This is a genomic window from Mycobacterium sp. IDUB_5 (assembly GCF_055419565.1).
In genome coordinates, this window is the sequence record NZ_JBVAXX010000005.1 from 612322 (window position 1) to 636723 (window position 24402).

Genomic DNA, 24402 nt, shown 5'->3' on the forward strand with positions numbered 1-24402 from the left:
GCGCTCATCAGGCTCCTCGCTTCTTCGCGCAAGCGCTCATCAGAACACCACCGGTTGCTGGAACTCTCCCCATACCGCCTTCAGCGCCGCCACCATCTCACCAATCGTGCAGTATGCATTCGCGCAATCGATGAGCGCGTGCATCAGGTTGTCGTCGCTGCGCTCGGCCGCACGCGAGAGCGCGGCCAGCGTGTCCCGCACAGCCCCGGGATCGCGCTCGGCCTTCACCCTCGCCAGCCGCTTCAACTGCAGATCGCGGCCGTCGGCATTCAGCTCGTAGGTGTCGATGTCAGGAGCGGCCTCGTCGGTGACGAACCTGTTCACCCCAACCACAGGCCTGCTGCCCGATTCGACTTCGTGGTGGATCTTGAACGCCTCGTCAGCGATCAGGCCCTGCAGGTAGCCGTCTTCGATGCAACGCACCATCCCCCCGTGCTCTTCGAGGTCGTGCATGATCTCGACGATTTTGGCCTCGGTCGCATCGGTCAGCGCCTCGACGAAGTACGACCCGCCCAACGGGTCCGCCACCTTCGTCACACCGGTTTCGTAGGCGAGGATCTGCTGGGTGCGTAAGGCCAGTGTCGCCGACTCCTCGCTCGGCAGCGCGAAAGGCTCGTCCCACGCCGCCGTGAACATCGACTGGACACCACCGAGTACGGCAGCCATCGACTCGTAGGCAACGCGCACCAGATTGTTCTGCGCCTGTGGCGCATAGAGCGACGCCCCGCCGGCCACGCAACCGAAGCGGAACATCGACGCCTTGTCGGTGGTTGCGCCGTAGCGCTCGCGCACTATGGTCGCCCAGCGGCGACGGCCCGCTCGATACTTGGCGATCTCCTCGAAGAAGTCGCCGTGCGTGTAGAAGAAGAACGAGATCTGGGGGGCGAACTTGTCGATCGTCATCCGGCCTCGTTCGACCACGGTGTCGCAATACGTCACGCCGTCGGCCAACGTGAACGCCATCTCCTGCACCGCATTGGCGCCCGCATCTCGAAAGTGCGCGCCGGCCACAGAGATCGCGTTGAAGCGGGGCACCTCGGCTGCACAGAACTCTATGGTGTCTGCGATCAGCCGCAACGACGGTTCCGGCGGCCAGATCCATGTGCCGCGCGACGCGTACTCCTTGAGAATGTCGTTCTGAATGGTGCCGGTGAGCTTCTCGCGGGGCACGCCCTTCTTCTCGGCGGCCGCGACGTAGAACGCCAACAGGATCGCGGCGGTGCCGTTGATCGTGAAGCTGGTGCTGATCTGGTCCAGTGGTATCCCGTCGAACAGGACCTCTGCGTCGGCCAGGGTGTCCACCGCGACGCCGACGCGGCCGACTTCCTCGCCGTACTCGTCGTCGTCGGAGTCGTAGCCACATTGGGTCGGCAGGTCGAGCGCTACTGAAAGGCCGGTGCCACCCTGATCCAGCAGGTACCGATATCGCTCGTTCGACTCCTCCGCGGTACCGAACCCAGAATACTGACGGAACGTCCAGGTCTTCCCCCGATAGCCGGACGCGAAGTTGCCTCGGGTGAAGGGGTATTCACCGGGCGGAGGTGGTTCCGACGCCACGTCGGCAGCGCCGTACACGGCCTCCAGCGGGATGCCCGACGGGGTCTCCACCCGCGGGCCGGCATGCTCGCTCATCGAGGATAACGTACTTGCAAAAAATGAGAATGCCAATACCGATAGGAGCCATGATGGCCCCGGCGCACTCGCATCGCCAGGTTCAGCGCATCGCGGACATCACGCCGGGAACAGCCAACCCTCGGCATGGTCGATAGCGAGCATTGTGTTTTCAGAAATGAGAATGCCACTATCATCTTGCTAGCATCAAGGGTGAACGAGCGGAGGGAGATGCAAGGGTGAGTCCGCTTCCACTGGCCGACCGGACGCTGGTGGTGTCCGGCGGCAGCCGCGGTATAGGTCTGGCAGTCGCCCTCGGCGCAGCCAGACTCGGCGCCAACGCCGTTCTGCTCGCCAAGACCAGTGAGCCGCACCCCAAGCTGCCTGGGACGGTGCACACCGCCGTCGCCGACATCGAGGCGGCGGGCGGCAAAGCACTCGCCGTCGTGGGTGACGTTCGCAACGAGGACGACGTCGCGCGTGCCGTGGACGAGGCCGTCGAACACTTCGGCGGCGTCGACATCGTCGTCAACAACGCCAGCGCCATCGCGACCGATCCCACCGAACAGCTGTCCACCAAGAAGTTCGACCTGATGATGGACATCAACGTCCGCGGCGCATTCCTCCTGACCAGGGCGGCACTCCCCCACCTGCGCAAGTCCGCCCACGCCCACGTGGTGACAGTCGCACCGCCGCTGAACATGAGTAGCCACTGGCTCGGCGCGCATCCGGCCTACACGCTCTCCAAGTACGGAATGACACTGCTCTCACTCGGCTGGGCCTCCGAAAATGCCGACGCCGGAATCGGATTCAGCTGCCTGTGGCCGCAGACGTACATCGCGACGTCGGCGGTGTCGAACCTCGCCAACGGTGATGTCTTGCTGGCTTCGTCGCGCAGCCCGCAGATCATGGCCGACGCCGCGGCCGCCATCCTGACGATGCCCCCGGCTCGCGCCAACGGTCGCTGCTTCATCGACGCCGACGTGCTCGTCGAGTCGGGTATCACCGACCTGTCGCCCTACGGCGGTGGCGACGACCCGAAGTGGGACATCTTCGTCGACCCACCGCAGGTGGAGGGCACCCCGTGACCATCTCGCTGCTGCTGGAAATGGCGGAGTCCTCGCAGCCCGACCGCGAGGCGCTCGTTTCCGGCGACGTCCGCTGGACGACAGCCGAACTCAGCCGACTCGCCGACGGGGCCGCGAGCGTGATCAGCGGCGCCGGCGCCCGGCATGTGGCCTATGTCGGTACGGGCGCGGAGATGCTCCCCCTTCTGTTGTTCGGCGCCGCGCGCGCGAGCGTCGCCGTGACGCCGCTGAACTACCGGCTCTCCACCGACGGTGTTCGCGCGCTCATCGAACGGCTGCCCGGTCCACTCATTGTGGTCGACGAGGAATACCGCGACGTCGTCGACGGCGAACGAGTCATGACGTCCACCGACTTCCTCTCTGCCGCCCGAGTCGCCGAACCGCTTTCCGGCTTCGCCGATCCGGATTCGGTGGCCGTCGTCCTGTTCACCTCGGGCACGACGTCGGCACCCAAGGCTGTCGAACTCACCCACAACAATTTGACCAGCTACGTCACCGGGACCGTCGAGTTCGACTCCGCGGAGGCGGGCGACGCAGCACTCGTCTGCGTGCCGCCTTACCACATCGCCGGTGTCGGCGCGGCACTGTCCAACGTGTACGCCGGTCGAAAGATGGTCTTTCTGAGGAACTTCGACGCTCGCGAATGGATCCGCCTGGCCAACGAGGAACGGGTGACGTCCGCGACGGTCGTACCCACCATGCTGGATCGGATCGTCGACGTGCTGGAGGAATCGGCAGCCGAACTCACGGCCCCCTCGAGCCTGCGCACCCTCGCATACGGCGGCTCGAAGGTGGCGCTGCCGCTGGTGCGCAGGGCAATGTCCGTCTTTCCCGGCGTGGGGCTCGTCAACGCCTACGGGCTCACCGAGACCAGCTCGACGATCGCAGTGCTCACCCCCGAGGACCACCGCGCGGCGCTCGCCGCGACCGACGACGACGTGCTGCGTCGTCTCGGTTCGGTGGGCCGCCCGGTCCCCGGCATCGAGGTACAGATTCGTGCCGAGGACGGCACCGTGCTCGGCGCGGGCGAGACGGGTGAACTCTACGTGCGCGGCGAGCAGGTATCGGGCCGCTACACCGATGTCGGCTCGCTGCTCGACGCCGAGGGATGGTTTCCCACCAAAGACCGCGCGATGCTCGACGACGGGGGTTATCTGTTCCTCGGTGGACGGTCCGACGACACGATCATCCGCGGTGGTGAGAACATCGCGCCCGCCGAGATCGAGGACGTCCTCGTCGAGCACCCGCACGTAAGCCATTGCGCCGTGGTGGGTCTGGAGGACCCCGAGTGGGGACAGATCATCGTCGCGGTCGTCGTCGCCACGCCCGGCCACACCCCGGATGGCGACGACCTACGGGCATACGTTCGTGCCCGACTCCGCGGCTCCAGGACCCCCGACCGCGTAGTGTTCCGTCACGAACTCCCCACGAACGCAACCGGTAAGGTGCTCCGCCGCGTACTCGTCGACGAACTAGCCGCCCACACCAAGGAGTCAGCATGATCAAGAACGGCACCCGCCTGCAGAGCCAGGTGTGCGACACCCAGGTGATCGTGGTTCGCAGCGCCGAGAGCCTCGAGGACCTTCGCGTCGGTGGCGCCCCTGTGGTGCCGCTCGGCGGCGATGTCGACGCCGGCCTGACAATCGATCCCGATCTGTCCGACGGGACCCTCATGGGCAAGCGCTACGTCGACGACACCGGTGCCGAGGTCCTGGTCACGAAAGCTGGGGCAGGCACGTTGAGCATCGGTGGAACGCCGCTGACGATCAAAGAAGCAAAGCCGCTGCCTGCAAGCGACTGACGTCAGCGGCGCCCACGGCGCTTCCGCTACAGCTGAGTCCACACCGACTTGGTCTTCAGGTAGCCCTCGAGGCCCTCCTTGCCGAATTCGTGGCCCCAACCCGACTGCTTGTAGCCACCGAACGGCACATCGTGGTCGAAGATCAACTGGCAGTTGATCTGTACGCTGCCCGCCTGCAGTCGTTTGACCAACCGATGCCCTCTGCTGATGTTGGTCGTCCAGACCGTGCCCGCCAGTCCGTAGTCGGTGTCGTTGGCCATCGCGATGGCCTCGTCCTCGTCGTCGAACGGGATGATCGACACCACGGGGCCGAAGATCTCCTGCCGGTACAGGCGCATGTCGGGAGTCACATTGGTCAGCACGGTGGGGTGGACGAAATAGCCTTTCCTGTCGAGCCGGTGACCTCCCGTCACCACCTCGGCGCCGTCTCGCTTGCCCTCCTCGATGAATCCCATCACCCGATCGAGTTGCTTGGCGCTGATGAGCGGTCCGCTCATGACGCCCTCTTCAGTCGGACCGCCGTACTTCATGAAGTTCGCCACTCCCGCAATACCTTCGACGACGCGATCGTAGACACCGCGCTGGACGAATATCCGCGAACCGCAGACGCACCCCTGCCCGGAGTGGACGAAGATGCCCATCGCCGCCCCGAAGATGGCCTGGTCCAGGTCGGCATCGTCGAAGATCAGGACCGGCGATTTGCCGCCCAGTTCGAGCATCACCTTCTTGAGGTTGCCGGCCGAGGCCCGCACGATCTCCTTGCCGACCTCAGTGGACCCGGTGAAGGCGACCTTCTCGACACCAGGGTGCGCGCTGATAGCCGCGCCAGCGGTGTGGCCGTACCCGGTGATGAGGTTGACCACACCTTCGGGCACCCCGGCCTGGTGAATCAACCGGTCCAGCAACAAGGCCGAAAGTGGGGTCTCTTCAGCGGGTTTGACCAGGCTGCTGCAGCCGGCCGCCAGGGCAGGTGCAATTTTGGCGCACGCGTTGAAGATCGGCCCGTTCCACGGAAATATCAGCCCGACAACGCCGTACGGCTCCTTGAGCGTGTATGCATGCAAATCGACATAGCTGTCCGTGGCGATTCCTGTGGTCCTCACGTCATAGGCGGTGCCGTTGACCTTGGAACACCAGCCGGCGTAGTAACGGAAGAACTCGGCGCACGTGGGCACCACCATTTCGGACTGCAACTTCATCATGCCGGTGTTGGCGGAATCGATCTCGGCGAAGTCGGCGGCGTGCTCGTCGATCAAGTCCGCGATACGCCACATGATCTTGGCCCGTTCGCGCCCGGGCAGTCCCGACCACACCCCCGCGTCGAAAGCAGTTCGAGCACGGACGACCGCGTCGTCGACCGCTCCGGCACCACAGTCGGTGAACTCGGTGATCTGTTCCTCCGTCACCGGATCGATGATCGGAATCACCTCGCCCGTGCCCGGTCGATTCCGAATCTGGTCCAACACTGACACCAAAGTCATTCTGGCCTCCACTTTCTGACTCGACGTTTCATTGAAACCGTTTCGTGCAAGCGATTTGGTGGATCACAGAATGTAGAGGTGCCAGACGTGCGACACGAAAATCACCGCTTGCTGAGCACCTGCTTAGCATCGCTGAGGGGCAGCGGTCAACACCCCGATCACCGACCCGCCCGCCGAGCGGCCTTCGCTCCGAGGTTCCTGAGCCGCTCGGACACGTGAATCGACACGAAAGGCGTGACCACGTCTTCCCGGAGGCGGGTCAGCCGTGACGACGCGATCCGCCACTGACCGTCCTTCTCGTAGGTCTCGTGGTAGTGGCCGAATCCGTTCAGGCTCAGCCCGGGCGCCAGCCGCACGATGTCGTTGAGGGCCCACACCCCGCTCGCGGTCGTGGCGGAGAGCAGATCGATCTCGGGGGCATGCACCTGATGAACGGTCAGCTGCGAAGGCTTCCCGAGAGTGCTCCGCACATAGGACACGAAACGGTCCGCACCGTTGATCACTATGCCCCCCGCCGCGCTGGTGTCGCTGATGAAGTCGTCGACGAAGACGGTTCGCCACATGAGCCAATCCTTGCCGTCCAGATAGCGGCAGTACCGAGCCTTGAGTTGGTGAATCGCTTCGATCTCGAGTAGGCGCGCTGCGTCGTCCATGGCGGGTCTCCCCGGATACTCATGTCGTGCCGTTAGCGTGGAATTCGTCGGATTGACGTCGTCACGGCCCGCCGGTCCCTATGCTGAGCAAGTGCCCAGCAGTCAACGCTATCGCATCGTGCAGTGGAACACCGGCAATGTCGGCAAAAGTTCGGTCAAGGCGATTGTCGAGAATCCGGCATTCGAGCTCGTCGGGTGCTACGCGTGGTCCAAAGACAAGGTCGGCCGCGACGTCGGCGAACTGTGCGGCGGCCCGCCGTTGGGAGTCGCCGCCACCGATGACGTCGCCGGACTTCTCGCGCTGAAGCCTGACTGCGTGGTGTACAACGCGATGTGGCCCAACGTCGAGGAATTGGTGGGCATCCTCTCGGCGGGAGTGAACGTCGTGGCCACTGCGTCCTTCATCACCGGGCACAATCTGGGCGATGGCCGTGATCAGATCCTCGAGGCCTGTGCCCGAGGCGGCGCGACGATCTTCGGGTCAGGCGTCAGCCCAGGTTTTGCCGAACTACTGGCCATCGTGGCAGCGAACGCGTGCGATCGCGTCGACAAGGTCACCATCCAGGAGTCGGCCGACACCACGTTCTACGACTCCCCCGAAACGGAGAAGCCGGTCGGATTCGGCTGTCCCATCGACGATCCCGGGCTGGCGCCAAAGGCCTCACAGGGCACCGCGATCTTCGGAGAAGCGGTTCGGCTGATCGCCGATTCGCTGGGCGTCGAACTGGACGAGATCCGCTGCGATGCCGAATATGCACAGACGACAGAGGATCTCGATCTCGGCTCGTGGACCATTCCCGCCGGATGTGTCGCCGGCGTGCACGCAAGCTGGAAGGGTCTTCGCGGAGGGGAGACCATCGTCGACGTCAATGTGCGTTGGCGTAAAGGGCAATCGTTGACACCGGATTGGCAGCTCGGCCCGGACGGCTGGAAAATCACCATCGACGGGCGACCCACGGTCACCATGCAGGTCGGCTTCCTCCCACCCCCCTACTTCGAGGCGACGACACTCGAGGAGTTCATGGTGCTGGGCCACATCATGACGGCGATGCCGCCGATTCATGCGATTCCGGCCGTCGTCGCTGCAGCACCCGGTATCGCGACCTACAACGACCTGCCTCTCACCCGGGCTCAGGGCGTCGTGCCGAGTCCACCCGACTGACGCGCATCCCGTGCCGGAGCGGCGAGAACGATGTCGTCGGTGCGGCGCTCCAGCACAATCGCTTGAGCGGCGGCGAGGTGGCGCCGGCTCAGTCGCTCCACCTCCTGCGGCCGGCCGGCGGCGATCTCGTCGACCAGTCGGCGGTGGGTTCGTACGGCGCCGCGGGCGGCGGCTGGCGAGGGATACCTACCGCGACTGCTGATCACGTCCGCCCACTGTCTTTCTTGAGCAGACCACAGCGCGACGAGGCTGCTCACGACGTAGCGCATCGTCTCGTTCGGCGTGAATGCGACGACGAGGTCGTGGAACTCTCGCGCGATGCGTGTGAACGCGACGCCATCGGAGACCACCTCAGCCGACGCATCGACGTTCGCGGTCAACGCCGGCACGACCACGGCCATCCGATCCGGTCGGCGCGCGACGTCTCCGACGCACTGGGGCTCCAGCCGCAGGAGGGCCTCGGCCAGGTCACCGAGGGCGACGCCCGCACCTTGGAGCACCAGGCCGAGGTGATAGGCGGCCGAGGTTTGGTCCGGACGATGCACCTGCGCACCCCCCAGGCTCCCCCGCCTGATGGTGATCAAGCCCTCGGTCTCGAGGATCCGCAGCGCCTCTCGTACCGACGGATAGCTGACGCCGAACTCGTTGACCAGGTGGTCCTGGGTGGGCAAATGGGTGGTCGTCGTCCCGGCCAGGATGCGCTGCCGTAATTCGGCCGCAACAGTTTCGGCGACGCGGCCCCGCGGGGTGCGCTCACGACCGAAGGATGTCACGGTGGAAAACTACCATCCTTATAAGGATTGCCCTACGATCGTGAGGTGGACTTCGAAATAGGCGGCGCGGCAACGACGTTGCGTCAGGAACTTCGGCGCCTGGTGAAGGAGAACGTGGCCGAGGACTACCTCGGCGCCTTCACCGCCGACCCCGCCGACCTCGAGACGGCTCAAGCGTTCTGCCGCCTGCTCGCCGAACGCGACCTCCTGTGCATGGCATGGCCACCCGAGTTCGGTGGCCGCGGCGCCTCGATCTGGGAGCAGACCGTGGTGAGAGAAGAGATGTGGGCCCATCACGAACCGCGGGGCGCGCAGTACATGGGGGTCAACTGGGTGGGGCCGACGATCATGCGCCACGGCACCCTGGAGCAGCAAGCGGCCCACCTGCCGGCCATCGCGCGCGGCGAGGTGATCTGGTGTCAGGGCTTCAGCGAACCCGAGGCCGGGTCGGACCTCGCGTCCTTGCGTACCAGCGCAACCCGCGACGGCGAAGGTTGGATCGTCAACGGTCAGAAGATCTGGACGTCCTACGCGACCATGGCTCAGTGGTGCTTTCTGCTCGCCCGCACCACGAAGCTCGCCGACGGCGCCCGAAAGCAGAGCGGGTTGACGATTTTTCTCGTGCCCATGTCGAACCCTGCGGTCACTGTCAGGCCCATCGGCTGCATGATGGGGCCGCACCACCTCAACGAGGTGTTCTTCGATGGCCTACGGGTGACCGAGGCAGATGTGCTCGGATCTGTCGACGACGGCTGGTCGATCGTCTCCGATGTACTCGCTTTCGAACGGGTCGGTATCGCCCGCTACGCCCGATGCGAACGGCTCCTGCACCTCGCGCCGTCGGCGCTGGGGAACCAGTGGGATCACCTGCCCGCGGAGCTGCATGGTCGGTGGACCCGAATGCTGACACACTGCCGCCGCGCCAGGCTGCTCGCTTACCGACTCATCGCGCTGCAGGCCGGCGGGCAGGTGAGTCCCACCGACTCGGCCGCCTATCGGATAGCTGTGACAAAGCTCGACCAGGACAGCGCCGAAGTGCTCATGGAAATCGTGGCGGCGGCCGACGACACCGCCGAGCTGTTCCGCGCCGAGGTCGAGGATCACTGGCGGTATGCGCAGGCGTCGACCGTGTCCTCGGGAAGCATCGAGATGCAACGCATCCTTCTCTCTCGTTCACTGCTGAGGACCCGATGATCGTAGACATGAGCGACGAGGCGAGAGAGTTCGGCCGCCAAGCTCTTCGCGCGTTCGAAGCCGCGGGCGGAGACCTGCTGGTGCAGCGCGCCGAGAAGGAACCGTACAGCCGCGGGGCGCTGGTCGGACCGGTCCTCGAGCAGCTCGGCGTGTTCGACCTTGCGCCACGCGACGACGCCGATTCGTTGGAAGCCGCTGCGGCAGTGTGCCGCAGCGCCGGGCATTGGGCTCTGCCCTATCCCGTCGCCGGGCGGCTGGCCCGCCCGCCCGATCTCGACGTCGCCGGTCTCACCGTCGTCGCCGGCGCCCGGCCGGCTGCTGTCATCGGCGGAACAGACATGCGGTGGGCTGCGGTGTCGCTGGACGGCCACCGCCATCTCGTCACCGCCAAGTCGGCGCCCGGTGCCGCTTTCGTCAGCACCGTGGACCTTGCGCCGCTGGACGACGACGGCACGGCCGACCTCGCCCTGGCACTGACTCTGCCGTGCTGGACACTCCTTGGGATGCTCGACAGGGCAATCGAACTCACCATCGGCCACGTTCAGTTGCGTCAGCAGTTCGGACAACCTCTGTCGCGCTTCCAGAGCGTGCAATTCCAGCTCACCGACGCCGAGGTGGAACGGGCTGGGCTGGAGATGCTGGCGAAGTACACGCTGTGGAGCATCGGCGAGATGCGGGCCGAGGCCCTCGATGATGCGCTCGCGCTGCGAACCGCCGCATTGGAGGCGGCCGAGGTAGTCTTCCGCGTCGCCCACCAGCTGCACGGCGCCATCGGGTTCTGCGACGAGACCACGCTGTCGTGGCTCTCGCGTCACAGTCAACCACTTCGGCGCCTGCCGCTCGGGCTCTCGGCGACCCGCGACATCCTGACCTCGCGCGTCCGGCGGACCGGCCTGGTGGGCCTCTACGACACAGTCGGGGAATCCGTCCGGTGACCGATCTCGACGCTTTCCGCACGCACGTGCGCCAGTGGTGTGTCGAGCACGTACCCACCGATTGGCGCACGTCCCAAACCGGCGCCGCTGACAGTGAATTCGTGGCGTTTCAGAAATGGTGGTTCGCCGAGCTGCACCGCGCGGGTTTCGCCGTACCGCACTGGCCGGCGGCATGGGGTGGTGGTATGCCGGTCGACCAACAAATCGTGCTGTATCAGGAATTGGCTGCACACGACGCCCCACGACTCGTCTTGGCCTTCGTCGGAATCCACCACGCTGCATCCACCCTGCTGATGGCGGGCACCGACGCCCAGCGTCAGCGACATCTGCCGGCCATCCTCGACGGTGAGATCTGGGTTCAGGGCTTTTCCGAGCCCGAGGCGGGATCCGACCTCGCCAGCCTACGCACGTCGGCGCGGCGCGACGGCGATGACTTCGTCGTCAACGGGCAGAAGCTCTGGGCCAGCGGCGGCGCCTACGCCGACTGGTGCCTGCTGCTGGCCCGCACCGATCCCGATGCCCCGAAACGCAAGGGCATCTCGTACTTCTTGATGGACATGACGACCCCAGGTGTCGAGGTGCGACCGATCCGCAACGCGATGGGTGACTCACATTTCTGTGAGGTGTTCCTCAACGACGTGGTCGTTCCCGCTCAGAATCTCGTCGGCGCCGAGAACGCGGGATGGGCTGTGGCACAGGCGACCCTGGGCGCAGAGCGCGGCATGACCATGTTGGAGCTCGCCGAGCGTCTCGGCAACGCCGGCTTCCGGCGGCTGGTCGAGGACTGTAGGTCCATCCAGCCGGACGGTTCTCGACTGATCGACGATGGCTCCGTCTGCGACTCCCTGGCTCGTTTCGAGACCGAACTCACCGGGCTGCGAGCGATGTGCCGCGCGGTGGTGCACAACTCGGAGAACGGCTGTGGCGGGCCAGCAGACCCGTCCATCGTCAAGCTCTACTACAGCGAATTGCTGCAGCGGATGACCGATTTCGCGGCCGACGTCAGCGGCCTCGAAGCCCACACCGTGCTGACGAAGCCGATGTCGAGCGGATGGGAATCAGGTGCCTGGATGCTCGACTTCATCGGCTCCTGGGAGTGGACTGTTCCCGGAGGCACCAGCGAGATTCAGCGCACCATCATCGGGGAACGGGGCCTCGGCCTCCCGCGTGAACCGGTGAGCTCATGACCTCGGAATTCACCGAGCTTCACGACGAGCTTCGCGCAGTCGCACGCGAGATTCTCACCTCGACCGGCGGTGAGGTCGAATGGCCCAGATTCGCCGACGCCGGTTGGCTGAGCCTTGAAATCGACGAAGCCCTGGGTGGCGCTGCGGCGTCGTTCCTCGAGACGGCGATCGTGCTCGAGGAGTTGGGCCGGGCGTCCGCACCCAGTAGGTACCTGGGAACCGTGCTCGCCGTCGGTGCTCTGCAGTTGTCGGCACCGTCTGACGCTCGAGACGGTCTACTCACTGCGGTCGGCGCCGGCACGTCGACGGCGGCACTGGTCTGTGATCTGTTCCGGCTTCGTCGCGACGCCGCTGGAATTCGGTTGTCCGGCAGGGCCGATTTCGTACTCGACGCAGTCGGCGCCGACCATCTGCTGGTCCTCGCCGATGACGACGGAGCATCGGTGCTCATCGACGCCGGCGGACTCACCGTCGCCCCACAGCCCCTGCTCGACGAGACACGGAGCGTGGGCGTCGTCAGAGCCGACGACATGTTCGTCGACGCGGCGTCGGTGTGGCGGCTCGACGGTGAGGCTGCCGCCGCCCGACTGCGGGATCGAGCAGCTGTCGCAATCGCCTGTGACAGTTTGGGGATCGGTGAGGCGATGCTCGCTGCGACGGTTGGTTACGCCGGGGTGCGTCAACAATTCGGCCGACCGATCGGATCGTTCCAGGCGGTGAAGCACGCGTGCGCCGACATGCTGGTCCGGCTGTCGATAGCGCGCGTGTTGGTCGACGCAGCCGTCACGCAGGTGGCCGACGACGTCGACGCATCGGTCGCAGCCTCGATGGCCAAGTCGTATGCGTGCGAAACGGCGGTCGATGTGGCAGGAAAGGCGATGCAACTGCACGGCGGCATCGGATACACGTGGGAGAGCGGGCTGCACGTCTACCTGAAGAGAGCGGCACTGAATCGGGCGCTGTTCGGCGCTCCCGCGGAACACCGTCGACGATTGTCCCGCCGGTACCGCTGACCGTTCACGTTTCTTTCGCCGCCAATTCCGCGAGAACCTCTGCGGTGTCGGCGCCCAATTCCGGCGCGGGCCCAGCAATGCGACCGGGTGTGCGGGAGAACCAGGTCGGCACCCCGGGCATCCGCAGCGGCCCGTGTGGCGTCTGCACCGTCTCGAACAGACCGACGGCCTGGAGGTGCGGATCGTCGAAGAGCTCCGCAGGCGTTTGAATGGGTGCAGCCGGGATCTCGAGCTCGTGGAACAAGGTCAACCACTCTGCGGTCGTGCGCTCCAGCAGGGTCTCGGCGATGAGTCCGTACATGAGGTCGATCTGTTTGGCTCGACGTTCCAGAGAAGAAAACGCCTCGCCGTACTCCGCGATCCAGGGTGGCTTCACGCGGTCGACAAACGCATTCCAGTGCTTGTCGTTGTAGATCAAGACGGCGACGTGGCCGTCCCTGGTGGCGTAGGGCTTTCGATTACGTGCCACCGTCCGCGGATAGATCGCCGGGCTCAGCGGCGGCGAGAACATCGCGCCGTTGGCGTGTTCGACGAGCATGAATGTGGCCATCGTCTCGAACATGCTCACCTCGACCTCCTGCCCCTCGCCGGTGCGCTCCCGGTGAAACAGAGCCATCATCGTGGCGTACAGCGCGGTGAGCCCCGCGACTTTGTCCGCCACGATCGTTCCGACGTAGGTGGTCTGACCGGTCAGGAGTCCCTGAACAGCGGCGAGCCCGGACTGGGCCTGAATTGTGTCGTCGTAGGCGGGAAGATCGGCGCTCGGCCCGCGTCGGCCATAGCCATAGCAATTGGTGTACACGATTGCCGGGTTGAGGGAGACCACGTCGTCATACGAGAAGCCGAGCTTCGCGATGGCCCGGGCACGCATCGAATGGATGAAGACGTCCGCTCCAGTGATCAACGCGCGCAGAGCGGACTTACCGTCGTCGGTGGTGAGATCGAGCACCACGGAGCGTTTTCCACGATTCACGTTGACGAACACGCCGCTCATCCCCGGGGCGGGGCCGACCGAGATGTAGCGCGCATTGTCGCCGTCGGCCGGTTCGACTTTGATGACGTCGGCACCCATGTCGGCCATGATCTGCGTACAGTAGGGCCCCATCACCACGGCAGTGAGATCGATGACGCGAACGCCCGCGAGCGGTCCGCTGTTCATCGTGCGGCGGCCGTCGCGGCAGCGAAGCTGTAGCCGATGTGGTCGTCGTGCCCGGACGGGACGACGGGGAACACCACCGGCTGGGTGGCGTCCCGGATGGCGTCGCTGCGCTCGGCTACCTCTTCGACGGTCCACGATGGGCGGTGCACGCCTGCGGCCTCCCCGATGAAGGCCCTGGCGATCCTGCCCGCGATAGCTATGAACAATTCCCCTGTAGCGGAACATGTTTCGTGAGTAAGCCAGCACACGGCGGGCGCGACGAGCTCGGGATCCATGGGCGGGTAGGCCGATGTGTCGAGCCCCTGCGCCATTCGGGTGACTGCCGCCGGGATGATCGCGTTACATGTCACACCGTGCTCCGCACCTTCCAGCGCCGCCACGTTCACCATGCCGATCACCCCGGCCTTCGCAGCCGCATAACCGGCCACACCGTGATTGCCGTACAGCCCGCCGATCGAGGACGTCAACACCACGCGGCCGTAGCCCGCATCGCACATCACCGGGAAAGCCGGCCGGAGTACGTGGAACGCCCCGCGCAGGTGCACGTCCAGCACGGCGTCGAAGTCGTCGTATGACATGTCGCGCAGCGGCGCCCTACGGACGTTTCCGGCGTTGTGAACGAGGATGTCGATGCGGCCGAAATGCTCGAGTGCAGCGTCGACGATCGCACGACCACCGGCCGGGGTGGCCACCGACTCAGTCGACGCGATGGCCTCCCCTCCCAGGGCGTTGATTTCGCCGGCCACATCCTCGGCGGGCCGGTGATCTGTCCCGATCCCGGTGAGGCTGCCACCGACATCGTTGACGACCACCTGCGCCCCGCGGGACGCCAGCATGAGTGCATACGCCCGGCCCAGGCCCCGGCCGGCGCCGGTGACGACGGCGACGCGGTCGTCGTATCGGAGCTCGGAGCTCATCGGCCCAGGACCAAGCCTTCCATCGCGTCGTCCGAGCGCCACTTTGCCAGCAGATCTCCGAACGCGTAGAAGCCCGGTCCGTAAGGCTCGCCGAGATGGCTGACGATGCCCTGGCCTCCGCCGCCGCCCTCGTTGTTGTAATAGCCTGGTGTACAGGCGTTGTCGAAGGCCGAGTTGTCGATCGCCGTCTCCCTGACGGTGGCGCACCACGCGTCCTGAGCCTCCTGGGCGGGTTCCACAGTGGTGATCCCGCGTGCGAGCGCCGTGGCGATGATGTACGCGATGTGTTCGCCCTGGAGTTCGTAGTTCGCAGCGATGTTCGCGGATATTCCGACCTGAGTGAATCCGGTGAAGAACTGGTTGGGGAAGCCGCGACTGGTCATGCCGTGCAGGGTCTTGAACCCGTCGCGCCAGTAGTCGTACAGGGACACGCCGTCGCGCCCATGAATCGCATCGATGCTGTAACGCCTGCTGATCTCTGTGGTGATCTCGAATCCGCTCGCATAGATCATGCAGTCGACCGGATATTCGACGCCGTTGGCCACGAAGCCGTTCTCGGTCAGCTTCTCGACGCCTTTGCTCTCGGAGACGTCGACCAATGTGACGTTGGGCCTGTTGAACGTCGGGAGGTAATCGTCGTTGGAACACGGCCGTTTACAGAGGAATCGATAGTACGGTTTGAGCGCCTCCGCAGTCGCCTCGTCTTCGACGAGGTCGGCCACGCGGCGCCGAAGCCGCTCCATCAGCTTGTAGTCTTCCTCCTCGCGCAGAGTCATGAACTGCTCGGGACTCATCGACGCCGGATCCTCGAGAGCAAGAACACGCGCGGCGGTATTGCGCCCCAGCTCTGTCCAGAAGTCGCAGACCAGATCTGGCTGGCCGAGGGCCATGCCCTCGAACGTCCAGGAGTGGAAGTTGCGTTGCCGTTCCTTTTGCCATCCCGGCTGAAGTGACTGCACCCACTGAGGGTCGGTGGGGTGGTTGTTGCGCTCGTCGACCGTCGACGGTGTGCGCTGGACGACGTAGACGTGCTTGGCGTATCTGCCGAGGTAGGGCACGATCTGCACGCCGGTCGCACCGGTGCCGACGATCGCGACGGTTTTGTCGGCGAGCTTGTCGAGCACGGGGTCGGCCGGCGTGCCACCGGTGTAGTCGTAATCCCACCGCGAGGAGTGAAAGCTGTGTCCGGTGAAGTCGTTGATTCCTGGGATGCCCGGCAGCTTGGGTCTGTTGAACGGGCCGGACGCCATCACCACGAATCGTGCTCGAAGGTCGTCACCGCGATCGGTGGTGATGCGCCAACGCTCGATGTCGTCGTCCCACATCAGGGTGCGCACCTGCGTGGAGAAGATGGCGCCGTCGTAGAGGCCGAAATGCTTGCCGATGTTGCGGCAATGCTGCTGGATCTCGGCACCGTCGGCGAACTTCTTGCTGGGGATGAAATCGAGCTCTTCGAGCAGCGGTACGTAGCAATAGGATTCGTTGTCACACTGGATACCGGGGTAGCGGTTCCAGTACCAGACCCCGCCGAAATCGCCGCCCATCTCGATGACGTGGACGTCCTCCACGCCCGCCTTTTTCAGGTGAACCGCCGACAGCAGACCACCGAAGCCCCCACCGAGCACGGCGACGTCCATGTCCAGGTCGATGGGTTCGCGCTCCACCCGCGGCGCGTGTGGGTCTACTTCGGCGAATTCCGCGTATTCCCCACCGGTCTCGACGTACTGGTTCGAGCCCTCGGAGCGAAGGCGCTTCTTTCGCTCGGCCTCGTACTTCGCCCGCAGCGCCGGGATGTCGATGTCATCCGGCGTCGGAGTGGGACCGCAGTTCGTGGTACCGGCAGTCACGTCAGCGCCGGCGCCGGTAGCGCCGCCTCGTGCAGCGGGGCGGCCATCTCGTGTGCGGCAGGCAGTACCTCCCGAGCGAACAACTTGACGCTTTCGATCGCATCGGCGTACGGCATCGTGCCGAACTGCGGCACGAGGGTCACCTCGGAGAAGGAGCAGGCTTCCTGTGCGGCCTGCAACTTCGCGAAGATCGTCTCGGGTGTGCCGATCAGCAAGTTCGATGCGTGGTAACCCGGCATCTTCTTGGTACCCGGTTCCGGCTTGTCTTGCACGGCCTCGGCCAACACGGCCGTGGCGCCTGCCTCGCGAGCCGCGTACGCCTCATACCCTCTCACGCCCTTGAAGTTCGACGCATCGGCGAAGCCGTAGTGGACGGTGACGTCCCGGTTCGCCGTCCAGATCCATTCATCGGTCTGCGCCGCATCGGGCTCGTGCTCGGTGCAGTACATGAACATCACGTTCTTGGGTTGGCAGGGCGCGTACCCCTCTTCCTGACGGAAAGTGTTGACCTTCCGAACTTCCGCGCCTGCATCCCAGATCGGTTTGTTCCCCACGAACAACGGCACCATCCCCCGTCGGGACAGAATTTCCAGCGACTCCGCGGTGGACGAAGAACTGTAGATCCGCGAGAACAGGTCCTTGCTGACGGGTTCGGGCCGCAGCGACATCTCCGGGAAGGAGAAGATCTCCCCGTCGTAGGAGAACCGCTCACCGCTAAAGGCCAGCTCGAGGATGTCCAGACACTCGTTGAACCGTTCGCGACTTTCTTCCCGCGGTACGCCGACCGCGTCGAACTCCGACTTCGACACACCGCGGCCGATCCCGATGGTGTTGTACCGGCCCTTGGAAACGATGTCGAGGTAGGCGATCTGGTGTGCCAGACGCACAGGATTCCACCACGGCGCCACCGCCACGAATGTCCCGAGACCGACGCGCTCGGTACGGCCGGCGAAGTACGTCAATGCCTGAATGGGGTTGGGAGTCATGCCATAGGGGGTGCCGCAGTGCTCGGGGAACCAAATGCCGTCGAAGCCGAGCGGCTCCGCGAGGTCGCCGAGGGCGAGCGCTCCTTCGACGCACTGCCAATCCGGCGTGTCGGGCGGGCTGGAGTAATTGCCTGCGAGCACACGGTCCCAGTCGTGGGAATTCTGCGCTCCCGTACCGAGATTCACCTTCATGTCAAGCTCCTTCGTTGAGTTCTCGGGGCGCTCCCGTGCCCATGTACTTTGACAACTGATAATGCAAATTCACCGTGCTGCGCTCGCGGTACGGGTTCGGCTTGGTGCCGGGAAACCCGAGAGACTTCATCCCCCTCTGCACCGCGGCCATGTTCGAAAAGTCCTGCGGTAGTACGGAAAGCCAGTTCGGGTCACCCACCGGCGTGTACACCCATTGCGTCTCCGGCTCCTCGCCCTTCGGGAACAGCTCGAAAACGGAAACCTCGAAGATGCACTTGTCGGGGTCATAGCTCGGGTCGGGCCGCGCGCTGTAGCACAGCGCGCTCGTCAGGCCCTGGCCGATCTGAAAATTGGGGAAGAGCTGCCACGCCGTGCCGCTCTGTCCGAGGATCTCGGCAGGGATGGTCGGCCAGATGACACCGCGGGCCGCGTCGTCATTGCGTGCTGAGGTCAGCCAGTGTTCCAGGACCTTGTCGGCCGGAGTGCCTTCAGGGAGTTCGTCGACCAGACGCTTCGCCGCGTCGACCAGGGTCCGTGTGGTGGTCGCGTTCGTCTCCTCCATGGTGTAGACCTGCATCTCGGCAGTGGAGATGCGCGGATCACCCGACCCGAGTCGAATCTTCGACTTGGTCTCGTCCATCCCCTTCGGTGCGTCGTAACCGATGTTGCTGTGTCGGCCCTGCGCCTTGGCCCATCCCTTGAATTCGCCGAACTTGTTGAACTCCGGGTGGGTTGTGAAGACGTGGTAGGTCTCGTTGAAGGCTTCCAGCGCGACCTTCCAATTGCAGTCGAAGTTCAGCCACTTGCGCCATTTGAACCGCATGTTCTCGAGTCCGAAGGGATCGAGGATCTTCGCCGCCGGGAACAGGAAATCGGCCAACGGTTCCGGATCGGTGTCCATGTTGACGAACAGCCAGCCACCCCAGGTGTCGACGTGGACCCGCGCAAGGCGCGTGTTGGCCGGAGTCAGTGCACCTTGCCAATCATCCTGCTCACGGATGTGGGTGCATTCGCCGTCGAGACCGTAACTCCAGCCGTGGAAGCCGCAGACGAAGGATTTTCTGGTGCGGCCGCAGGCGTTCTTGGCGCCGTCCGGAACGTCCACCAGTTTGCGACCGCGGTGCATGCAGACGTTGTGGTGGGCGGCAAACGTGTCGGGGCCCGTGCGCACGACGATGACCGAGTCGTCGAGGATGCCGTAGGTCAGGTAACTGCCCACCTCGGGGATCTCCTCGACCCGCCCCACCTGCTGCCATACCTTGCGCCACAACTTGTCCCGCTCGGCTCTGGCGTAGGACTCGGAGACATAGGCGTCGACGCCGATCGTCATCGGTGACGACAGCTCCTCGACGACTTCGCGGACTACGTCGTCTCTGGTGTCGGTCATCGCTGTGTGTCTCCTTCGCCCGTGGTCATGGTCGGCTGATCTCTGCGCGAAATGAATCGTCGGCCAGGAACAGCGAGGTGTGATCGGCGGCCAGATGGCTCCACTTCAAATCCAGGCCACCGTCGACAAGGAGCGTCTGGCCCGTCACGTAGCTCGCCAGGTCTGAGAGCAGAAACAGAATGGCCCCCGCCTGTTCGTCGGGGCGTCCACGGCGGCCCATCGCGATGGCGGCACGGTCCCGGTCAGGGTCGGCGTCGACGTAAGTCGCCGACGCCGTGGTCTCGGTGACACCCGGTGCGATCGCGTTGACGCGGATACCGTCGGCGGCGAGTTCCAGTGCCATCGTGCGGGTCATCGCCACCACAGCGGCCTTCGCGGTTCCGTACGCGATGTGGAACGGCGCGGTGTTCATGCCGCTGATCGACGAGATCGACACGATCGAGCCTGGGTTGCCGCGGGCACGCAGTTCGGCGGCAACGGCCTGGCTTGCGAAAAAGGCGGTTTCCAGATTCGCGGTGAAGAGATCCCGCCAGTCCGATCGCCTCACCCGGGTCGACGGCATCCACGTCGACGGTGCCGCGCCGCCCGCGACGTTGACGAGGCCGTACAGCTCGCCGTCCGTTCGTCGCACGACGTCCATCGCCGCGGCGATGCCGTCGTCCGTTGACATATCGGCCGCCACGGGAACGACAGAGAGCCCACGCGTGATCAAGGGGCCCATCTGCTCAGCGAGATTCTCGGCGGAGCGGCTGACGGCGACGACAGTGGCTCCGGCTTCGGCCGCAATGGCTGCTGTAGCGGTACCGATGCCGCCACCGCCGGCTCCCGAGATCACGACGATGCGACCGTCGAGGCCGAGTAGGCCGTTCACCGCAGACATAATCGCTTTCGTCAATTGTCCGGACAACATATGGCGCTCTTGCATTCAGAGAATACTATTCCGCAGCGCATATGCACCCGTCAAGGTCGATCCCCTCGAGCATGTAGTTATTGTCTGGACTACACGTGATTGCTATGGTCCGTGCTGTGACCGGCAGACACAGTGATCGCTACGGGGCGTCGGCGTTCCCGATGGCGGCCGAAGGGTGGGAGGTGCGGCAGCTCACTGCGCCGAGCCGCCTCTTCGGCGCGAACGGCCTGCGCACAGGACCTGACGGACGCGTCTACATCGCTCAGGTCACGGGCAGTCAGATCGCCGCGCTCGACATCACGAACGGCGAGCTGACGACGATCAGCGGCACCGGTGCTGACATCGTCGCGCCCGACGACGTCGCATTCGACGACTTCGAAAACCTCTACGCCACCGAGGTGATGGACGGTCGGGTCAGTGTGCGCCATCCGACCGGCGAGACGCGGGTGCTGCGCGACGACATACCGTCAGCCAACGGCATCACTTTTCACCGCGGCCGGCTCTTCGTGGGCGAGTGCCGCGAAGGCGGACGGCTCTTGGAGTTCGACCTCGGGGGCGGGCCACCGCGGGTCCTCCTGGAGAACGTCCCTTCCCCCAACGCCATGGAGGTCGGTCCGGACGGGCTGCTCTACTTCCCGGTGATGGGCGCGAACGAGATCTGGCGCATAGACCCCGATGGCGGCGGCGAAGTGCACACCGTCGCAACGGGTCTCGGCGTTCCCGATTCGGTGAAGTTCGACGCTGAGGGGTTCATCGTCTCGACGCAGGTGGCGACGGGGCAGGTGCTGCGAATCGACCCGCGGACCGGTACCCACACCGTTCTCGCCCAACTGACACCGGGCCTGGACAACTGCACGATCGTCGGCGCGGGTGCGGGGGCACGCCTGTTCGTGTCCAACTTCACCGGCGAGATCAGCGAGATCCACTCCGATGGCGCCGTCCACACCGCACTGCCCGGCGGTCTGAACTGGCCACTGGACCTGACGGTAGGAGCGGACGGTCGCCTGTATGTAGCTGACGGTACCTATTTCTACGTGCACGACCACGACGGCGGACTGACGACGGTCGGTATGCTTTTCACACCCGGCTATCCGGGCTTCATCCGCGGAGTGGCCGCGGCCTCGATCGATGAATTCATGGTCACCACATCGGGTGGACAAATTGCGCGCTATCGCCCCACATCAGGCGAAAGCGACGTCCTCGCAGATGGTTTCGACCAACTCTACGGACTGACCCCCGCCCTGGGTGGGGTGGTCGCCGTCGAGCAAGGCACGGGGCGGGTTCTGTTGATCGATCACTCCGGCGGTGTCTCGACGATCGCAACAGGGCTCGACACCGCAGTAGGCGTCACGAGCACGGCCGATGGTGCGGTGCTGGTCGCCGAATCCGGCGCAGGTCGAGTTCTGCGCGTCAGCCCGTCGGGAACTGAGACGGTCGTCGACGGCTTGGAGCGACCGCAAGGTCTGGTCGTCGTCGACGGCCGAGTCCTCATCACCGATGCCGGCCAGAAAACGGTCATTGCTGTGGACCTCACGACCGGTGAACGCTCGACGATCGCCACCGGACTGGCCATCGGGCCACCGCCAGGTGTCACCCCGAAACCCCTCAAGGGAATGCCGCCCTTCTCCGGCCCGCAGGGTCCGTTCGCAGGGATCGCCGCCGGAGCCGATGGCGTGCTGTACGTCTCGTGTGACGGCGATGGCAGTGTCGTCGCACTCCGCCCGGACCCACGGCCATGACCGCGGCCCGTAGTGAGCACCGCTACCTCCAGGTCGCGCAGACTCTGCGTAAGGAGATCGTCGATGGGGTGTTCCCCATCGGATCGCAACTACCCACCGAACACGAGCTCTGCGAACGTTTCTCAGTCAGTCGCTACACCGTCCGCGAGGCCCTGCGCCGCTTGCGCGACGACAATCTGGTGACGTCACGCCCGCGCGCCGGCACGACGGTGGTACCGCGTGACTCGACGAGTTCGTATGCGCAGGACAGTATGACGATCAACGACCTGCTCGCCGTCGCGAGCGGGGCCGACCTCGACATCAAGTCGATCCAGATGACCGTCGTCGATGCCGAACTCGCCGCGAGGACCACCCTGCCGCAGGGGGAAGACTGGCTGGCTGTGCTGGGCTTTCGGCAGGCCATCGATGCCGACGACACGTATTGCTGGACCGAGTACTACATCAACCGGTCCTACGCTGCTGTCGGCCGCATGCTCAGACGCCACACCGGTCCGGTATTCCCCCTCATCGAAGATCTCTTCGGAGTGAGCGTCGTCGAAGTTCAGCAGGACATCGGGGCGGTGGCGGTCACACCGGAACTGGCGCCACACCTCAAGGTTCATGCGGGTGCCCCCGCACTCGAGGTGCGCCGCGTGTACCGCACCTCCGAAGGCGGCATCGCGCAGGTCACCATCAACACCCATGCCGCGCCTCGGTTCCGGCACTCGACCACGTTGCGCCGGGTCAAGGGATAGTCACGCGTGCCCGAGTCTGGCGTCTCACGCAAAACAGTGGGACAGCGGTCGATCCGCTGGGATGACGAACTCGCCGCGCGTGCCCATGCCGACGGCCTCTGGGTGCATGACACCCTCGCAGACGCGGTCGCCGAGACCGCCCGCCTCACACCCGAGCGCACGCTCATCGTGGACGGGGACGTCCGGGTCAACTGCGTGGAGCTCAAGACGCGGGCCGAATCTCTGGCCGGTGTCCTGCGGTCGCGAATGCCCGAAGGCAGTGTGATTGCGTTCGCTCTTCCGAATTGGCACGAGGCGGCGGTCGTCTACCTCGGGGCGACCCTGGCCGGCATGGTTGTCACGCCGATTCTGCCGTCGCTGCGCGACCGCGAGGTCGGGTTCATCATAGACGACGCCGATATCCGAATGATATTCGTACCCGGCGTATTCCGCGGCTACGATCACTCGGCCATGCTCACTCGCGTGACGGAGGGACGCGATCACCCACCCGAGGTGGTGGTGGTACGCGGTGACCCCGGCCCCCACATTGCCTACGCCGACCTTCTCACCGAACCGGCCCTGACGTCGAGACCGACGCTCGACGCCAACGCCGTGCAGATGATCCTGTACACCTCCGGCACCACCGGACGACCCAAAGGGGTCATGCACACGCACAATTCGCTGCACGCACTGCTCACCCAGATTCGCGACCACTGGCGGGTCGATCCCGGCGACACCTTCCTGGTGCCCTCCCCCATCGCCCATATCGGCGGCTCCATATACGCGTTCGAGGCGCCGCTGCTACTGGGCTCGACCGCGGTACTGATGGAGAGGTGGGACGCCGCCGCTGGGGTCGAGCTGATCACTGCCGAACGATGTACCCACATGGCCGGCGCCACACCATTCCTCGAGCAGCTGTTGACCGCCGCGCAGAACGCCGACACGAGGCTGCCCGAGTTGAAAGTCTTCATCTGCGGGGGTGCGTCTGTTCCGCCGTCTCTGATCCGTAGAGCAAATGCCTATTTCGAGCGCGCCATGGTGACGCGCGTCTACGGTTCCACCGAAGTACCGGTGACCACCGTCGGTTCGCCCCACGATGCCGACCTCGCCGCCGAGACCGACGGCCGTCCGGGGATCGCCGAGATCCGCCTGGCCGAGCACGCCGCGGCGACATCGGGTTCGGGCGAGATTCGTGCCCGCGGGGCTCAAATGCTGGTCGGTTACCTGCACATCGAAGACGAAACAGAGTCCTTCGACGACGATGGCTATTTCCGGACCGGCGATCTGGGGACCTGGGCCGACGGCCACCTGGTGGTCACCGGTCGAGCCAAGGACATCATCATCCGCAATGGTGAGAACATTTCTCCCAAAGAGATCGAGGACGTCATGGTTGGTCACCAAGGCATCGCAGAGGTCGCGATCGTCGGTGTGCCTCACGCGAAGACCGGCGAGCAAGCCTGTGCGGTGATCGTGCCATCGACAGCCACGACGGCGCCGGGCCTGACCGAGCTGAGGGATTACCTCCGCGATCGCGGGGTGTCCACCTTCAAAGTTCCGGAGCGGGTGGAATTTTGGGCGGAGCTTCCGAAGAACGCGGCGGGCAAGGTGCTCAAGCAACAGATCAGGTCGACGCTAGGTCATGAAGGTGGATGAG

General features: G+C 65.0%; 21 protein-coding genes. 11 read left to right on the forward strand and 10 right to left on the reverse strand.

What is annotated here, in order from left to right:
* Positions 1-39 precede the first annotated feature (39 nt).
* Entirely contained in the window at positions 40-1632 is a 1593-nt protein-coding gene (locus tag ACZY1G_RS19780) for a methylmalonyl-CoA mutase family protein (RefSeq protein WP_463823383.1), read from the reverse strand.
* 218 nt (positions 1633-1850) lie between these two features.
* Here ACZY1G_RS19780 and ACZY1G_RS19785 point away from each other — a divergent pair, with 218 nt between their 5' ends.
* The 3 genes from ACZY1G_RS19785 to ACZY1G_RS19795 are packed head-to-tail and all read left to right on the forward strand — an operon-like array spanning position 1851 to position 4500.
* Positions 1851-2699: an SDR family oxidoreductase gene (locus ACZY1G_RS19785; protein WP_463816449.1), complete on the forward strand. Its 849-nt coding sequence runs from the start codon at positions 1851-1853 to the stop codon at positions 2697-2699.
* Positions 2696-4201, forward strand: a complete 1506-nt coding sequence (locus tag ACZY1G_RS19790; RefSeq protein ID WP_463823384.1) for a class I adenylate-forming enzyme family protein — start codon at positions 2696-2698, stop codon at positions 4199-4201. Before ACZY1G_RS19785 ends, ACZY1G_RS19790 begins: the two co-directional genes overlap by 4 nt.
* Complete coding sequence (locus tag ACZY1G_RS19795) at positions 4198-4500, forward strand: hypothetical protein (RefSeq protein ID WP_463816451.1); 303 nt, start codon at positions 4198-4200, stop codon at positions 4498-4500. The genes ACZY1G_RS19790 and ACZY1G_RS19795 overlap by 4 nt, the downstream gene beginning before the upstream one ends.
* A 26-nt stretch (positions 4501-4526) precedes the next feature.
* Here ACZY1G_RS19795 and ACZY1G_RS19800 read toward each other — a convergent pair whose 3' ends face one another.
* Positions 4527-5981, reverse strand: a complete 1455-nt coding sequence (locus ACZY1G_RS19800) for an aldehyde dehydrogenase family protein (RefSeq protein ID WP_463816452.1) — start codon at positions 5979-5981, stop codon at positions 4527-4529.
* Positions 5982-6139: 158 nt separating this feature from the next.
* On the reverse strand, positions 6140-6634 hold the full coding sequence (locus tag ACZY1G_RS19805) for a nuclear transport factor 2 family protein (protein WP_463816453.1): 495 nt from the start codon (positions 6632-6634) through the stop codon (positions 6140-6142).
* Positions 6635-6725: 91 nt separating this feature from the next.
* Between ACZY1G_RS19805 and ACZY1G_RS19810 the strand changes: the two genes are divergently transcribed.
* Positions 6726-7796: an NAD(P)H-dependent amine dehydrogenase family protein gene (locus ACZY1G_RS19810; protein ID WP_463816454.1), complete on the forward strand. Its 1071-nt coding sequence runs from the start codon at positions 6726-6728 to the stop codon at positions 7794-7796.
* Here ACZY1G_RS19810 and ACZY1G_RS19815 read toward each other — a convergent pair.
* Positions 7766-8569: a FadR/GntR family transcriptional regulator gene (locus ACZY1G_RS19815; protein WP_463816455.1), complete on the reverse strand. Its 804-nt coding sequence runs from the start codon at positions 8567-8569 to the stop codon at positions 7766-7768. The genes ACZY1G_RS19810 and ACZY1G_RS19815 overlap by 31 nt on opposite strands.
* A gap of 45 nt (positions 8570-8614) precedes the next feature.
* Between ACZY1G_RS19815 and ACZY1G_RS19820 the strand changes: the two genes are divergently transcribed.
* The 4 genes from ACZY1G_RS19820 to ACZY1G_RS19835 are packed head-to-tail and all read left to right on the forward strand — an operon-like array spanning position 8615 to position 12898.
* Entirely contained in the window at positions 8615-9763 is a 1149-nt protein-coding gene (locus ACZY1G_RS19820; protein WP_463816456.1) for an acyl-CoA dehydrogenase family protein, read from the forward strand.
* Positions 9760-10698, forward strand: coding sequence for an acyl-CoA dehydrogenase family protein (locus ACZY1G_RS19825; RefSeq protein WP_463816457.1), 939 nt, complete (start codon positions 9760-9762; stop codon positions 10696-10698). Before ACZY1G_RS19820 ends, ACZY1G_RS19825 begins: the two co-directional genes overlap by 4 nt.
* On the forward strand, positions 10695-11885 hold the full coding sequence (locus ACZY1G_RS19830) for an acyl-CoA dehydrogenase family protein (RefSeq protein WP_463816458.1): 1191 nt from the start codon (positions 10695-10697) through the stop codon (positions 11883-11885). The genes ACZY1G_RS19825 and ACZY1G_RS19830 overlap by 4 nt, the downstream gene beginning before the upstream one ends.
* Complete coding sequence (locus tag ACZY1G_RS19835; protein WP_463816459.1) at positions 11882-12898, forward strand: acyl-CoA dehydrogenase family protein; 1017 nt, start codon at positions 11882-11884, stop codon at positions 12896-12898. Before ACZY1G_RS19830 ends, ACZY1G_RS19835 begins: the two co-directional genes overlap by 4 nt.
* Positions 12899-12902: 4 nt before the next feature.
* On the opposite strand, the gene ACZY1G_RS19840 is transcribed toward ACZY1G_RS19835, so the two are convergent.
* From ACZY1G_RS19840 to ACZY1G_RS19865, 6 genes are read right to left on the reverse strand one after another with little or no spacing between them, the layout of a single operon-like run.
* The gene (locus ACZY1G_RS19840) at positions 12903-14057 is read right to left on the reverse strand and encodes a CaiB/BaiF CoA transferase family protein (RefSeq protein ID WP_463823385.1); all 1155 of its coding nucleotides are present in this window, start codon (positions 14055-14057) and stop codon (positions 12903-12905) included.
* Positions 14054-14974, reverse strand: a complete 921-nt coding sequence (locus tag ACZY1G_RS19845) for an SDR family NAD(P)-dependent oxidoreductase (RefSeq protein ID WP_463823386.1) — start codon at positions 14972-14974, stop codon at positions 14054-14056. Before ACZY1G_RS19845 ends, ACZY1G_RS19840 begins: the two co-directional genes overlap by 4 nt.
* Complete coding sequence (locus tag ACZY1G_RS19850; RefSeq protein ID WP_463816462.1) at positions 14971-16821, reverse strand: flavin-containing monooxygenase; 1851 nt, start codon at positions 16819-16821, stop codon at positions 14971-14973. The genes ACZY1G_RS19845 and ACZY1G_RS19850 overlap by 4 nt, the downstream gene beginning before the upstream one ends.
* On the reverse strand, positions 16818-17999 hold the full coding sequence (locus ACZY1G_RS19855; RefSeq protein WP_463816463.1) for an LLM class flavin-dependent oxidoreductase: 1182 nt from the start codon (positions 17997-17999) through the stop codon (positions 16818-16820). The genes ACZY1G_RS19850 and ACZY1G_RS19855 overlap by 4 nt, the downstream gene beginning before the upstream one ends.
* Position 18000: 1 nt before the next feature.
* Positions 18001-19386 (reverse strand): aromatic ring-hydroxylating oxygenase subunit alpha, encoded by a 1386-nt coding sequence (locus ACZY1G_RS19860; RefSeq protein WP_463823388.1) that lies wholly within the window; start codon positions 19384-19386, stop codon positions 18001-18003.
* A gap of 25 nt (positions 19387-19411) precedes the next feature.
* Positions 19412-20257, reverse strand: a complete 846-nt coding sequence (locus tag ACZY1G_RS19865; RefSeq protein ID WP_463816465.1) for an SDR family NAD(P)-dependent oxidoreductase — start codon at positions 20255-20257, stop codon at positions 19412-19414.
* Positions 20258-20457: 200 nt separating this feature from the next.
* Here ACZY1G_RS19865 and ACZY1G_RS19870 point away from each other — a divergent pair, with 200 nt between their 5' ends.
* Genes ACZY1G_RS19870 through ACZY1G_RS19880 form a run of 3 tightly spaced genes read left to right on the forward strand, consistent with a single transcriptional unit; the run spans position 20458 to position 24401 of the window.
* Entirely contained in the window at positions 20458-22035 is a 1578-nt protein-coding gene (locus ACZY1G_RS19870; RefSeq protein WP_463823425.1) for a virginiamycin B lyase family protein, read from the forward strand.
* Entirely contained in the window at positions 22032-22769 is a 738-nt protein-coding gene (locus ACZY1G_RS19875) for a GntR family transcriptional regulator (protein ID WP_463816466.1), read from the forward strand. The genes ACZY1G_RS19870 and ACZY1G_RS19875 overlap by 4 nt, the downstream gene beginning before the upstream one ends.
* A gap of 51 nt (positions 22770-22820) precedes the next feature.
* Complete coding sequence (locus tag ACZY1G_RS19880; RefSeq protein ID WP_463823426.1) at positions 22821-24401, forward strand: AMP-binding protein; 1581 nt, start codon at positions 22821-22823, stop codon at positions 24399-24401.
* Position 24402: the final 1 nt, after the last annotated feature.

Bases quoted from the DNA above. Each gene is read 5' to 3' on its own strand.
- ACZY1G_RS19780 (WP_463823383.1), bottom strand. From the start codon at position 1,632: ATGAGCGAGCATGCCGGCCCGCGGGTGGAGACCCCGTCGGGCATCCCG.
- ACZY1G_RS19795 (WP_463816451.1), top strand. From the start codon at position 4,198: ATGATCAAGAACGGCACCCGCCTGCAGAGCCAGGTGTGCGACACCCAG.
- ACZY1G_RS19800 (WP_463816452.1), bottom strand. From the start codon at position 5,981: ATGACTTTGGTGTCAGTGTTGGACCAGATTCGGAATCGACCGGGCACG.
- ACZY1G_RS19805 (WP_463816453.1), bottom strand. From the start codon at position 6,634: ATGGACGACGCAGCGCGCCTACTCGAGATCGAAGCGATTCACCAACTC.
- ACZY1G_RS19825 (WP_463816457.1), top strand. From the start codon at position 9,760: ATGATCGTAGACATGAGCGACGAGGCGAGAGAGTTCGGCCGCCAAGCT.
- ACZY1G_RS19835 (WP_463816459.1), top strand. From the start codon at position 11,882: ATGACCTCGGAATTCACCGAGCTTCACGACGAGCTTCGCGCAGTCGCA.
- ACZY1G_RS19840 (WP_463823385.1), bottom strand. From the start codon at position 14,057: ATGAACAGCGGACCGCTCGCGGGCGTTCGCGTCATCGATCTCACTGCC.
- ACZY1G_RS19845 (WP_463823386.1), bottom strand. From the start codon at position 14,974: ATGAGCTCCGAGCTCCGATACGACGACCGCGTCGCCGTCGTCACCGGC.
- ACZY1G_RS19855 (WP_463816463.1), bottom strand. From the start codon at position 17,999: ATGAAGGTGAATCTCGGTACGGGAGCGCAGAATTCCCACGACTGGGAC.
- ACZY1G_RS19860 (WP_463823388.1), bottom strand. From the start codon at position 19,386: ATGACCGACACCAGAGACGACGTAGTCCGCGAAGTCGTCGAGGAGCTG.
- ACZY1G_RS19870 (WP_463823425.1), top strand. From the start codon at position 20,458: ATGGCGGCCGAAGGGTGGGAGGTGCGGCAGCTCACTGCGCCGAGCCGC.
- ACZY1G_RS19875 (WP_463816466.1), top strand. From the start codon at position 22,032: ATGACCGCGGCCCGTAGTGAGCACCGCTACCTCCAGGTCGCGCAGACT.